Annotated in this window: 13 protein-coding genes; 10 read left to right on the top strand and 3 right to left on the bottom strand. The window is 66.8% G+C overall.

Annotation, left to right across the window (positions count from 1 at the left end; translation table 11 throughout):
- The 5 genes from AC1VAN_RS00875 to AC1VAN_RS00895 all read left to right on the top strand — a co-directional run.
- Nucleotides 1-375, top strand: a 375-nt coding sequence (locus AC1VAN_RS00875; protein ID WP_480985096.1) for a hypothetical protein, incomplete at its 5' end; no start/stop codon positions are given.
- A 205-nt stretch (nt 376-580) separates the two neighbouring features.
- A complete protein-coding gene (locus AC1VAN_RS00880) occupies nt 581-2,041 on the top strand; it encodes a SulP family inorganic anion transporter (protein ID WP_480985097.1) in 1,461 nt (486 codons plus the stop codon).
- A 190-nt stretch (nt 2,042-2,231) separates the two neighbouring features.
- Entirely contained in the window at nt 2,232-3,101 is an 870-nt protein-coding gene (locus AC1VAN_RS00885; RefSeq protein WP_282280312.1) for a hypothetical protein, read from the top strand.
- Nucleotides 3,102-3,155: 54 nt separating this feature from the next.
- Entirely contained in the window at nt 3,156-3,560 is a 405-nt protein-coding gene (locus AC1VAN_RS00890) for a lysozyme inhibitor LprI family protein (protein WP_033832800.1), read from the top strand.
- A gap of 41 nt (nt 3,561-3,601) precedes the next feature.
- Nucleotides 3,602-6,370, top strand: coding sequence for a peptidoglycan-binding protein (locus AC1VAN_RS00895; RefSeq protein WP_480985098.1), 2,769 nt, complete (start codon nt 3,602-3,604; stop codon nt 6,368-6,370).
- A gap of 57 nt (nt 6,371-6,427) precedes the next feature.
- Here AC1VAN_RS00895 and AC1VAN_RS00900 read toward each other — a convergent pair whose 3' ends face one another.
- Entirely contained in the window at nt 6,428-7,006 is a 579-nt protein-coding gene (locus AC1VAN_RS00900) for a hypothetical protein (protein ID WP_282280310.1), read from the bottom strand.
- 146 nt (nt 7,007-7,152) lie between these two features.
- Here AC1VAN_RS00900 and dusA point away from each other — a divergent pair, with 146 nt between their 5' ends.
- The 4 genes from dusA (at nt 7,153) to AC1VAN_RS00920 (ending at nt 10,968) form a co-directional block, all read left to right on the top strand.
- On the top strand, nt 7,153-8,184 hold the full coding sequence (gene dusA, locus AC1VAN_RS00905; protein WP_282280309.1) for a tRNA dihydrouridine(20/20a) synthase DusA: 1,032 nt from the start codon (nt 7,153-7,155) through the stop codon (nt 8,182-8,184).
- 212 nt (nt 8,185-8,396) lie between these two features.
- On the top strand, nt 8,397-8,765 hold the full coding sequence (locus AC1VAN_RS00910) for a hypothetical protein (RefSeq protein WP_025878314.1): 369 nt from the start codon (nt 8,397-8,399) through the stop codon (nt 8,763-8,765).
- Between the two features lie 72 nt (nt 8,766-8,837).
- Entirely contained in the window at nt 8,838-9,521 is a 684-nt protein-coding gene (locus tag AC1VAN_RS00915) for a response regulator transcription factor (protein ID WP_480985099.1), read from the top strand.
- 22 nt (nt 9,522-9,543) lie between these two features.
- Complete coding sequence (locus tag AC1VAN_RS00920; RefSeq protein WP_480985100.1) at nt 9,544-10,968, top strand: ATP-binding protein; 1,425 nt, start codon at nt 9,544-9,546, stop codon at nt 10,966-10,968.
- Between the two features lie 72 nt (nt 10,969-11,040).
- On the opposite strand, the gene AC1VAN_RS00925 is transcribed toward AC1VAN_RS00920, so the two are convergent.
- Complete coding sequence (locus AC1VAN_RS00925) at nt 11,041-11,829, bottom strand: M90 family metallopeptidase (protein WP_193600430.1); 789 nt, start codon at nt 11,827-11,829, stop codon at nt 11,041-11,043.
- Nucleotides 11,796-12,071, bottom strand: a complete 276-nt coding sequence (locus AC1VAN_RS00930; protein WP_032978241.1) for a hypothetical protein — start codon at nt 12,069-12,071, stop codon at nt 11,796-11,798. Before AC1VAN_RS00930 ends, AC1VAN_RS00925 begins: the two co-directional genes overlap by 34 nt.
- Nucleotides 12,072-12,214: 143 nt before the next feature.
- Between AC1VAN_RS00930 and birA the strand changes: the two genes are divergently transcribed.
- On the top strand, nt 12,215-13,180 hold the full coding sequence (birA, locus tag AC1VAN_RS00935) for a bifunctional biotin--[acetyl-CoA-carboxylase] ligase/biotin operon repressor BirA (RefSeq protein ID WP_480985101.1): 966 nt from the start codon (nt 12,215-12,217) through the stop codon (nt 13,178-13,180).
- Nucleotide 13,181 lies beyond the last annotated feature (1 nt).

The following is a 13,181-nucleotide window of genomic DNA, read 5'->3' on the forward strand; positions in this document are numbered from 1 at the left end:
CAATGGGACATGTCCAATCGCCCTTTGCGCATAGCCGGCCTGGTCGACAAGTCCGGCGCCAGCGTGCCTAGCTTCACCGAGATGTCAACCGACAATTTGCGTCAGGGGCCCCTGTTCAACGGCCCTGGGGAAAACCTTGCCTACCTCATGTCCGACATTGGCCTTTGCCACGACATCTATGCCTTCCATGGCAGTGGTCCAACCCTGCGCGGCAACATGCGCTACCAGCCTTTCATCAATACCCCGAATAGCTCGCAGCTACGCTTGAACTACTGCCGCCGCCGGGAAAACCGACCACGATCGTTGAATGGAGCGTCCTATCAGAGCTTTGCCGGGCAGCTACCTAATTTCCTGATCGCGGCCCACACTTACTGACGCGGCCGCGCAGCCGGGCGGCCATTTGAGCCGCCCGGCCCCTTCCCGTAGACTGCGCCCCTTCCACGCTCCCCGACGACGCACTGCAGTGATCACGCCACCCTGACCCTTGCCGCCCCTCGGCAGCCGGCCCAACCGGCTCAGGAACCCGCGTCTTTCACTGCAGCGCCACGTGGCCCAGCCCACGTGTGCGCGGAGTTTTCCCATGCAAACCTCTTATCCCCTGCGCCAGCAATGGCTCGGCAACCTCCGTGGTGATCTGCTGTCCGGCACCGTCGTCGCCCTGGCACTGATTCCCGAAGCCATCGCGTTCTCGTTGATCGCCGGCGTCGACCCCAAGGTCGGCCTGTATGCTGCTTTCTCCATTGCCGTCATCACCGCGATTGCAGGCGGCCGCCCCGGCATGATCTCTGCCGCCACCGGCGCGATGGCCCTGGTGATGGTCGACCTGGTCAAGGACCACGGCCTGCAGTACCTGTTTGCCGCCAGCATCCTGGCGGGCCTGCTGCAGGTGCTGGCCGGCGTGTTCAAGCTGGGCTCGCTGATGCGCTTCGTCTCGCGCTCGGTCATCACCGGCTTCGTCAACGCGTTGGCCATCCTGATCTTCCTGGCCCAGATGCCCGAGCTGATCGGCCGCGGCCCCACCGTGTATGTGCTGTGCGCCGCCGCGTTGGCGATCATCTACCTGCTGCCGCGCATCAACCGCGCAGTGCCTTCGCCGCTGGTGGCGATCATCGTGCTCACCGCCGTGGTCATCGGCTTCGGCATCGATGTACGCAGCGTGGGCGACATGGGCCAGCTGCCCGACAGCCTGCCGTACTTCCTCATCCCCGATGTGCCCTTCACCTGGGAAACGCTGCGCATCCTGCTGCCGGTGTCAGCCACGCTGGCGGTGGTCGGCCTGCTCGAATCGATGATGACCCTGCAGATTGTCGAGGACATCACCGAGACGCCCAGTGAGCGCAACCGCGAGTGCGTCGGCCAGGGCCTGGCCAACACGGTCACCGGTTTCCTCGGTGGCATGGCCGGCTGCGCGATGATCGGTCAGTCGGTGATCAACGTGACCTCCGGCGGTCGAGGCCGCCTGTCCTGCCTGGTGGCCGGCGTGCTGCTGCTGGTGCTGGTGGTATACGGCAGCGATCTGGTGCGGCAGATCCCGATGGCCGCACTGGTGGCGGTGATGATCATGGTCAGCATCGGCACCTTCAGCTGGCGCTCGCTGCGCGACCTGCGCACGCATCCGCGCAGCTCGTCGGCAGTGATGCTGCTGACCGTGGTGGTCACCGTGGTCACCCACGACCTGGCCAAGGGTGTGCTCAGCGGCGTGCTGTTGTCTGCCCTGYTCTTCGCCCGCAAGGTGGGCCGCATGCTCGACGTGCAACGCGAAGACGTTGCGGACATGGACATGCAGGTCTACCGCGTGCGCGGCCAGGTATTCTTCGCCTCCGCCGGACAGCTGGGTGCGGCGTTCGACTACCAGCACGTGGCGCCGAAGGTACAGATCGACCTGCGGGAGGCTCACCTGTGGGATCTGACTGCCGTCGCCGCGCTGCAGCGCGCGCAGGAAAAGCTGACCGCGCATGGCGCCGAAGTCAGTGTTGTCGGCCTCAACGCGGCCAGCCAGACGCTGATCGAACAGGTGGGGGGCAGGGGCAGCGCACATTGACCGCGCGCTCGCGGCTCCATGCCTCGAACTGGCCAGGCAGTTTCTGCGACGCCGTCCGCGCAAGCTGAATCCAGTCAGCCATCTGAAACCGCCGCTGTCGTAGGATTGCCACCGTGATGGGGCCGATGGACGGCCCCTCCCGGCCGGCGACCGCTGGCGACACGCAAGGGAGATACAAGCAATGCAGGCAATGGATGCCCGTCGGGGCAATGAACAGATCGCCTTCGGCCGTCGGTACTGGAAGGTGCTGGCCCTGTGCCTGGCGCTCACCGCGTGCCAGGCACCTTCTTCCCCTGCGTCGGCCGAAGCGGCGCCCACCCCGGCACCGCTCGCCGCGGCATCGCCGGCAGCGACCCCCAACCCAGCGTCTGGTGATTCCTCCGGGTACCCCGATGCGTCCTACACGAACGGTCGTCTGCGCCCGGCTTATGGCTGGTGCGTGGATGGCGTGGAGGATGCGGGCAAGCTGCAGGCCTGCGGCAAGGATGAACTGGCCTATCAGGAAGGGCGCCTGCAGGAGGGTGCCAGCAAGGCTGTGACCGGGCTCGACGCTGCTGCGAAGCAGGCGTTCCTTGCCACCCAGGCAACCTGGCGCAGCGATACCGACCGTCATTGCGCCGCTCCGTCCAATGCCGGTGTGGATGACCTGCAGAAGGCACAGGAGTGCCGCCTGTTCCGCGTGGCGAACCGTGCCGACGCATTGATGGCGCAAAGTGGCCCGCCCGATACCTCCTATACCCAGGCAACGCTGCGGCCCGAATACACCCGGTGCGTGCAGGATGCCCGGGGTATGGACGATCAGCTGGAAGTCTGCGACACGACCGAGCTCGCCCACCACAAAGCGCTCCTGGAAGCACAGGTTGCGCGGCTGATGGACAGCCCCGACGGCCCGGCCAAGGACCGCTGGATGGACGAGCAGGCGAACTGGGCCGAAGACACCGACAAGCGCTGCGGTGTGGCCACGGAGAGCGTGGGCCAGGCGCTGGACGCGCAGTCGTGCCGTATCAACCGCTACGCCAACCGCGCAGTGGAGCTGCAGAAGCGCATGCTGGCCCCCTGACGGGGCATTCGTCCTGTGCAACGCATTGAAGCATTGACCGGTAGGAAGCAGACCATGGCGAGCAGGACCTCGGGCATTGTGTTAGCGGCGATGGCGGTGCTGTGCACCGGCCAGGTGCATGCAGCGCCCGCGCTGAGCGCGGCCTTCCAGGCGTGCTCAGGCCGCGCGCAGGGCTCCATCGAAGAGGCCGCCTGCCTGTCCAGCGAATCGGACCGGCAGGACCGCCGGTTGAACCAGGCATACCAGCAGTTGCAGGGACATCTCGACACCTCGGCCAAGGCCCGCCTGCTGGCCGCGCAACGGGCGTGGCTGCAATCGCGCCAGCGCGATGGCGAACTGGAAACCGTGCTGTACGACGATTCGCAGCCGGGCAACCTGCAGCAGAAATTGAATGACACCGAGCGCCTGCGCGCGCGCGCCGATCAGCTGGAAACCTATCTGCGCCTGATCGGTCCGTAATCCGCAACACGGTCATCCCTCCACGGACAAGGAAGTGAGCCATGCCGAACAACATCGATACCCGTAACCTTGACGCAACCGCTGGCGCGGTGTTTTTCGCTGTCGGACGCGGCACCGAAGGTGGCGGATCGTCGTACCACCTCAGCATCGCCGGCATCACCAAGGGACTGGATGAGCCGAAATGGGGCACGGTCAGCGCGGTGGCCGCCAACAGTGGCTATTCGCTGGGGACCATCCAGGTCGACTTCGGCCAGCGCGGCAAATGGCCGCTGGGCGCCACCGAAGAGCGTGCGCTGAAGCCCGGCGAGACGACCTACGTGGACGCAGTCATCCAGCAGGCCAGCAGCTACGCCAAAGCGCACCATCYGCCCTTCACCAGCGACCGCGCCGATCTGCGCGCGGACCTGCTCAGTCACGGCGACGGCCAGGGCAAACGCTCCTCGATCCGCTTCATCGATGTCCCGACCCGCGACAGCATCAACGCCTGGGCCGGTTCGCCCGAAGGCAAGCAGTGGATCCACACCCACGTGGACTACCCGCAGGTGCGCAACGCCACCCGCATCGCCATGACGATGCTGGACAAGCACGGTAGTGGTATCGCAGAAGACAAGCGTTTCGAAGCGATCGCGCTGATCGCCAAGTCCGCCAACCAGTTGCCGGGGACACTGCCGCAGCTGGAAGCCGTACTGAAGCGGGGTGGTGATTACCAGGACCTGCGCGACAAGGCGGCCGAGATCCGCCAGGACAAGAAATACTATGCCGGCTTGGCGGCCGCCGACGTCGCCGCTGCTTATGAAGATGCCTATCCCCGCCACTCGGCGGAGATGGATCGCGCACATCTGAAAGTGGGGCGCCGCGACTTCGCGCCGGCCACCGAAGGCAACGATCCCGACATCCGCATAGCGCTGGAACAGGCGCGCTCGCACAAGCACGGTGGCGGTGGCCCGCAGGTGCTGAAAGAGGGCTCTACCGGCCGCGCGGTGGAAAAGCTGGAACACAACCTGCACGCGCTGGGTTATGGCGGCGCGGGTGCCCAGGCGATCCATCCTGATCGCCAGTTCGATGCCAGCACCCGGCAGGCCGTCGAAGCTTTCCAGCGTGACCATGGCCTGACTCCGGTCGACGGCAAGGCCGGGCCGACCACGCTGGGTGCGATCGACCGCGAGGCGCGCGCGCTGCAGCGTGACATGGCCGCGCTGGGCCTGACCGATGCGCATGGCAAAGCGATCACCGCCGATGGCTACCTTGGGGCGGGCAGCCAGCACGCCATCAATGTGTTCCAGCAGCAGCACCATCTGCCGGCCACCGGCATGGCCGACGCACAGACGCGTCGCACGATCGATGCCGAGGCCGCACAGCATCGCCCTGCCGCGCCTTCGCCTGCTACCCCTGCCACRCCGGCTGTGCCGGCAGCCCCGACGAGGGCTGCGCCAGCCGCAGCGCAGCAACACACTGGCCCTGCAGGCGCCGCAGCGCCCGGTGGCGAGCGCATTTCCGTGGTGGAACCCTTCGGCAACGGCAGCAGCAACCGCGTCCTTCGCCACGGCATCAGCGGCGAGGACGCGTTCCGTGAGTTGAAGATCCACCATCCCAAAACGAATGCCGCCGCTGTGCGCGCTGGCGATGCCAGCAAGGTTGACCGCACCGCGGACATGGTCGACGGTGAACTGGAGGCCGTGCGCAAGCGTGGCGACACCAACGGCATTCCGCTGGTGCAGAAGGACCTGATCCTGACCGACCGTGCCGGCGGGCGCAGCCTGATGATTCCCAGTCCGGTGGCTGGCTACGTCCAGCTCAACAAGGACGGCACCAATTCCATCAGCATCTTCAGCCACCCGGCCGGCGATACCCGCCGCGAACTGGTGGGCCAGGTGTTGCACGGCGCCGTCGGCTCCATCCCGTACAAGACCGGCGATTTCGTCGAGTACGGTGCGCCGCTGGTGCGCCAGTCCGATGTGGGGTCACCCGGCGCGGTGCACGCGCATATCGAAGTAGAGCCAGCGCAGTTCCGCCGCTACCTCGGCGACATGCTCAACGACCGCATCACCCTCGGCGGCAAGGTACACGCGCAGGGGCCCGAAGCCGCGCAGGCCGCACGTGCCACGCAGCAGGCGCCGATGGCCGACGGCATGCTGGTGAAGGGCGAACGCGGCGATGAGGTCAAGGCGCTGCAGGGCAAGCTGGCGGCACTGGGCCACGTGGGCGCCGACGGCAAGCCGCTGGCGACCGATGGCATCTACGGAAAGGACACCTTTGCGGCGGTCAAGCAGTTCCAGGCCAACAACGGCCTGGAGCAGGATGGCAAGGCTGGCCGCCAAACCCTGGGCCGATTGGACGACCCGGCCGCAGTGAAGGCCGGCGCACAGACCGCCGCCGCCCCGGCACGCACCGAACCGACCGCACCGGCAGCGCCCAGCATGCGCGATCCTTCGCATGCCGAGAATCCGCGCTTCAACCAGGCCCTGGAGAAACTACAGGAGCTGCAGCAGCAGCGCGTGCAGGCTGGCCTGTGCCCGCTGTTCGCCAATGCGCAGGAAACCGAACGCGCCGCCGGCCAGCTGGCCTACGAGAGCAAGGTCGCCGGCATGCGCCAGATCGACCATGTGGTCGCACGCCCGGATGGCAGCGGCTTGTTCGCCGTGCAGGGCAATGTCGGCGACCCTGCTGCGCAGCGCACCTTCGTCGACAGCCGACAGGCCGTGTCGCAGTCGGTCGAGGCCAGCACCCGCCAGACCGAGGAACTGGATGTCCAGTTCAACCAGCGCGTGCAGGAACAGCAGCAGGAGCAGGTGCGCAACCGCGGCCTGTAAGCCTGCTGCACTGTGGCCGAAGTCTCCGGGCCCAACGACCCGGGGCCTTCTGTCGATTCATTCTGCAGGGTCGACCCGCCGGTACACCCCGAACTGGGTCCTGCGTTGGCCCATCGGGATGATCAGGGCCAGCAGGACCGCGCCTCCGTCCACCTGCTTCACCACCAGATCGTTTTCCACCGTGCAGGACAGTTCCACGCGTGACCAGACGCAGCCGGCGCCGGCCTCGCCCGGTTTGCACGATGACCACCGGTTGATGACCAGCTGTTCTCCTTCGGCGCTGTAGCTCTTGCTGGCAGCGCTGCCTGCAGCCTCGATGCCGGTGCCGTCGGCGGCATGGAAGCGGGCCACCAGCCGGCTCGCCTCCTGGCGGATCGTGACCTGGTGGATGTCCTTGTTGTAGACGCCAAAGAGCCTGGAAAGCGCGCCGACGGGCGCATTTTCCTGTCCTTCCGACAGGTAGGACGGCCGGTTGTCGAAGGTGGCGCCTTCGGTGAGGTCGCATCGTGGGCCCGGCCTGATTTCGGCGAGGCGTGCGTCGCGGACGCTGCTGCAACCACTGCCCAAAGCCAGCACCGTCAGCAGGGTGAGGCAGGCGAGGCCAGAGCCCGCCAGCGAGGATGCAGTCGGTTTCATTGTGGCTTCCCTTCCAACAGATGCGGTGCAACAGGAACTCGCGTACCGAGTATCCCCACGCAAGGGCGGCAGCGGCAACCCGGCCTGCATCCCCGGCTGCCCGCCGCCATTCATCCGCCCGGTGTAAACTATTGATCTCACTGGCAATGCCAGTCTCCACGATCAACCGCCCGATGACGTCCGCCACCGCCCGTTACGCTGATTCCCTGCGCCTGTCCGTCGCTCCCATGATGGACTGGACCGACCGCCATTGCCGGGTGTTCCACCGCCTGCTGGCGCCGGGTGCGCGGCTGTACACCGAAATGGTGCACGCCAATGCGGTCATCCATGGCGATCGCCAGCGCCTGCTCGGTTTCGATGCCAGCGAACAACCGCTGGCACTGCAGCTCGGTGGCAGCGATCCGGCGCTGCTGGCGCAGGCCGCGCGCATCGCCGCCGATTGGGGCTAYGACGAGGTCAACCTCAACTGCGGCTGCCCSTCCGACCGSGTSCAGGCCGGGCGCTTTGGTGCCTGCCTGATGCGCGAGCCGGTGCTGGTGGCCGAATGCGTGTCGGCCATGGTCGAGGCAGTGGACATCCCGGTGACGGTGAAATGCCGCTTGGGCGTGGACGAAGACGACAACTACGAGGTATTCGCCAGTTTCGTCGACCGCCAGGTCGAGGCCGGCGCCGCGATGGTGGTGGTGCACGCCCGCAATGCCTGGCTGAAGGGCCTGTCGCCGAAGGAGAACCGCGAGGTTCCGCCGTTGAAGTACGACTGGGCCTACCGGCTGAAGCACGAGCGCCCGGCACTGCCGGTGGTGCTCAATGGTGGCCTGGCCAGCATCGAGGCGGTGCAGGCGCAGGCCGCGCACGTCGATGGCGTCATGCTCGGTCGCGCAGCCTACCACGACCCCTACCTGCTGCATCAGCTGGAAGCGCTGCAGACCGGCGCGCCACTGCGTCCGCGCGGCGAGCTGCTGCGCGCACTGCGCCCGTACATCGAAGCCCGCCTGGGCGAGGGCCTGGCCCTCAAGCACATCACCCGCCACATCCTCGGCCTGTTCCACGGCCAGCCCGGCGGCCGCGCATTCCGCCAGGTGCTGAGCGAGGGCGCCCATCGTCCCGGTGCCGACTGGACGTTGATCGAGCAGGCGCTGGCAGTCACCGAACGCGAAGCCGATCGCGCCGCTGCGTGACGTCAGTCACATTCCTGACTTGACAAGGGCGGCCGTTTCGTCCCGAATGTTCACTTAGCTGAACAACGGTCTGGAGCATCTGGAAAAGTTCAGACCGGATTCACTGCCCGAAACCAAGAATTTGCAAAAGATTTGTAAAACGCCGGGTTCCATTCCGGTGCCCGGATTTACGACTTTTGAACGAATCGCCGTGCTCGGCTAGGATCGCATCGATGTCTTCCGCTCCCTTCCACCGCTGTATTGCCTTGGCCACCTGCGTGGTCCTGGCGGCTGCCCCGCTGTCTTCGGCGCTGGCGCAGGACCCGCAGCGGGAACAGGGGCGCGCAGAAATGATGGAGCGTGGAGGCCGTGGCGCCAGCAACGAGCGCTCGCTGTCCGATGCCGTGCGCCGCGTGCAGCGCACCACCGGTGGCCACATCCTGGGCGCCGAGCGTGTGCCGTTCGATGGTCGTGACATCAACCGGGTCAAATACATGGACGACCGCGGTCGGGTCCGCTACATGGACGACCCCGCCCCGGCACGTTCACAGCCGCGCACGCCGCGGTCGGATATGTCATCACTACGCGGCGATAACCCCTGAACAGGGATAGTTGTCGCTATCAACCCGTACCCACAGGCCTCCGGGCCGCACCCAGCACACTAGGGAGAGTTCATGCGTATCCTTCTGGTCGAAGACGAAGCCCCGCTGCGTGAGACCCTGGCAGCCCGGCTCAAGCGCGAAGGTTTTGCCGTCGATGCAGCGCAGGACGGCGAAGAAGGCCTGTACATGGGCCGCGAAGTGCCGTTCGACGTCGGCATCATCGACCTTGGCCTGCCCAAGATGTCGGGCATGGAGCTGATCAAGGCGCTGCGCGACGAAGGCAAGAAGTTCCCGGTGCTGATCCTGACCGCGCGTTCGAGCTGGCAGGACAAGGTCGARGGCCTSAAGCASGGCGCCGACGAYTACCTGGTCAAGCCGTTCCAYGTSGAAGAGCTGCTGGCCCGCGTCAACGCGCTGCTGCGCCGCGCCGCCGGCTGGAGCAAGCCGACCCTGGAATGCGGTCCGGTTGCCTTGGATCTGGCAGCGCAGACCGTCAGCGTGGCCGGCAGCAATGTCGACCTCACCAGCTACGAGTACAAGGTGCTGGAGTACCTGATGATGCATGCCGGTGAACTGGTCTCCAAGGCCGACCTCACCGAGCACATCTACCAGCAGGACTTCGATCGTGACTCGAACGTGCTGGAAGTGTTCATCGGCCGCCTGCGCAAGAAGCTGGACCCGGATGGCGAACTGAAGCCGATCGAGACCGTACGCGGTCGTGGCTACCGCTTCGCGATTCCGCGTAACGAGGGCTGAGGCCTTCAACAGGCGATAAACGATGTCCGGCCGTCTGTGGTTCTTCCGACGCTGGCGGCCGCGCTCTCTGCAGGCGCGCCAGATGTTCGCCGCGTCAGTGGGTCTGGTCGCGTTCCTGGCCCTGGCCGGTTACGCGCTTGATGCCGCCTTCGCCGATACGGCGAAGGCGAACCTGCGCGAGCGCCTGAAGAACTATGCCACCGCCTATGCGGCCGGCATCGACTTCACCCGCGACCGCTCGCTGTACATCCGCGAGCAGCCGCCGGATCCGCGTTTCGACGTGCCCGGCAGCGGCCTGTACCTGCAGGTCGTCATGCCCGACGGCAAGGRCAATTCGATGTCCGCCGAAGGCCCGATGCTGCCCACCGTCGGCGGCRGCCTGCTGGCTCCGCGCCAGGAAGTATTCGAAGGCCCGCTGCCGATGATCCAGATCGACGGCAGCCAGGGCTCGGTGTATCGCTATGGCCTAGGCTTGGTGTGGGATGCCGACGCCGACCCGGCCACCGAATTCCCGTACACCATCTACGTGATGGAAGACTCGCGCGCGCTGGGCGCGCAGCTGCGCGTGTTCCGCAGCCGGGTCTGGTTCTACCTGGGCGGCATCGGCCTGATCCTGCTGCTGCTGCAGACAGTCATCCTGCAGTGGAGCCTGCGCCCGTTGCGGCGGGTGATCACCGAACTGACCAAGGTCCAGCGCGGCGAGACCGAGCGCATGAGCGAGCGCCACCCGCGCGAGCTTGAGCCGTTGACCGACAGCATCAATGCCTTCATCGAGGGCGAGCGTGAGAACCTGGAACGCCAGCGCAATACCCTGGCCGACCTGGCGCACAGCCTGAAGACGCCGATTGCGGTGCTGCGTACGCAGATGGACAGCGGCGCTGGCGATGGCGCCCTGCGCGAAGAGCTGGACGTGCAGCTGCAGCGCATGAACAACCTGGTGTCCTACCAGCTGGYACGCGCGGCCTCGTCGGGCCACAAGCTGTTCTCGGCACCGCTGCCGATCGAATCCAACGCCGAGGAAATCGTGCGCGGCCTGGAGAAGGTCTATGCGTCCAAGGGCGTACTGTGCGAATTCGACATCGACCCGGCCGCGCGCTTCCACGGCGAACCGGGCGACCTGCAGGAGCTGCTGGGCAACCTGCTGGAGAACGCGTTCAAGTGGGCCAAGCGCCGCGTGCTGCTGACCGCGCAGCCGTTGCCGGCGCCGAATGCGCGTCGCGCCGGTCTGCTGCTGGCGGTGGATGACGATGGCCCGGGTATTGCTCCGGAGGACATCGGCAAGGTGCTGCAGCGTGGCGTGCGCGGCGATGAGCGCGTACAGGGCCACGGCATCGGCCTGTCGATCGTGCAGGACCTGATCAAGGACTACCGCGGCGAGCTGCAGGTGTCCCGTTCCAGCGAACTGGGCGGCGCCCGTTTCGAAGTGCGGCTGCCGCCGGGGCCGTAACGATCCGTTGCAACCCGATCCGGTCGACGTAGACCCTCGGGTAGCGCCGGGCATGCCCGGCGGACGGATGAATCACCCGACCATTGCCGGCGGCTCACCATAGAACCGCCGCAGATGCGCAGCCACCTCCGGCAACGCTTCGGCCAGCAGGTCCGGCGCAGAGAAGTGGTACTCGCTGGCCACCGCGAAGAACTCTTCCGGCGCCTCGGCCGCATACGGATCGATCCGTGTTTCCACGCCGGCATCCACCTGCGCACAGAACGCGTCGTACGATCTCTGGAAGTCAGCTGCCCACTCGCGTTGCCACGCACGCGGCAACGGTGGCGTGCCGTCCATCGCACCGTCGAGCGCATCCAGCTTGTGCACCATCTCATGCACGGCCACGCAGTAACCCTCATGCGGTGCCGCCAGGTCGGCCTGCACATCGGCCCACGAAAGAATCAGCGGACCGCTGTCCCACGACTCGCCGATCAGCTCGTCATCCCACTCATGCAGTACGCCGGCGGCGTCCATATGGCTGCGATGCACGCGGAACGCATCGGGGTAGACGATCAGCTGCGACCAGCCTTCCAGCCCCACCTCGCCGAACTCCAGCAGCGGCAGGCAGCACAGTGCGGCCAGCAGCACGCCATCGGCCGGCTGCAGCTGCAGGTCGCCGATGGGGGAGATGGTCTTCTCATGCAGGAAGCGCGTGGTCAGCGCGCGCAGGCGTGCATGCCGTTCGTCGTCCAGGCCGCGCAACCACGCTGCGCGGTGGCAGGCATCGTTCCAGTGTGCGTCTTCGATCGGTCGCGGCGCGGGCCGCAACCACTGCAGCAACGACTTGATCAGCGGAACATACCCGGCAGGTAGCTGTGCCACTTCGGCGCACGGATGCGCTGCAGTACATCGTCGTCACCGCCACCGCCGCTGCTGGTCGCGGCGGCCGGACGTACCGGTGCCGGCTTGGCGGCCGTCGCTGTCGGCGCGGTGGTCGGCGTGCGCTGCGAGGCTGCATCGCTGGCCGAGTAGACGCAGGCGCCACGGCTGTCATCAAGCGCTGCTGTKGCAGAYGCCGCGAAGGGCATCGTCAGCAGGATCAGGCAATGGGCATAACGGCGCATTGACGACATCCACGTTAAGGGAAGGTGAGTTCCCGATTCTAGCCCGAACCCGGMGCCAGATTGGAAGCCCGCCGGAACCGGGGCCGGCGGGCGCCGCTGGCGGGTTTCCCGCATAATTCCGTCCTGACCTTGTGGAGGCTGCCGTGGACGATCGCCAATTGCTGGCCAAACTCGCTGCCGGTCGCCTGTCCGGCGACGCCCTGGCCCGTGAGCTGGGCCAGACCCGGGCCGCCATTTGGAAGCGAATTCAAGGGCTTAGGGCCGCTGGCGTCGAGGTTGAAGGTCGCGCAGGCGAGGGCTACGGGCTGACCCGGCCGGTCGACCTGCTGGACGCCGGGGCCATCCGCGCCGGCCTGCCCAAGGAGGCCGCAGCACTGCTGCACGACCTGCAGGTGGCCTGGACGGTGGACTCCACCAACGCCGAATTGCTGCGCTGCAGCGCGCCCCAGCGCGGTGTCAGCGTCCTGTTGGYCGAGCGCCAGACTGGCGGCCGTGGCCGTCGCGGGCGCACCTGGGCGTCGCCGCTGGCCGCCCATGTGTATCTGTCGGTGCTGCGCCTGTTCGAGGGTGGCCTGGGCCGTTTGGCCGGGCTGAGTTTGGTCGCCGGCGTCGCCGTGGCCGAAGCCCTGCACGACCTGGGCTACACGCAGGCGCAGCTGAAGTGGCCGAACGACGTGCTGGTCGATGGCCGCAAGCTGGTGGGCCTGCTGGCCGAGGGTGGTGGCGAATACGCCGGCCCGGCGCGTGCAGTGATCGGCATCGGCATCAACGTGCACATGCCGCCGGCCTTCGCCGAACAGATCACCCAGCCGTGGGTGGACCTGGACACACTGGCCGGCGCGTCGGTGGATCGCAACACGGTGGTGGCCGCGGTGCTGGCACGGCTGCTACCGGCGCTGGAGGAATTCGACCGGGAAGGGCTGGCGCCGTTCCTGCTGCGTTACGCAGCGTTCGACATGCTGGCCGGGCGCGAAGTGCGCGTGCAGCTGGATGGCGAATGGCAGCACGGTACCGCGCTCGGCTTGGCTGACGATGGCGCGCTGCGCGTGCGCATCGATGGCCGCGAGCGCCTGCTGCATGCCGGCGAAGTCAGTGTGAGAAAAGCATGAG

It is taken from the genome of Stenotrophomonas sp. 05L44_2, from assembly GCF_056665995.1.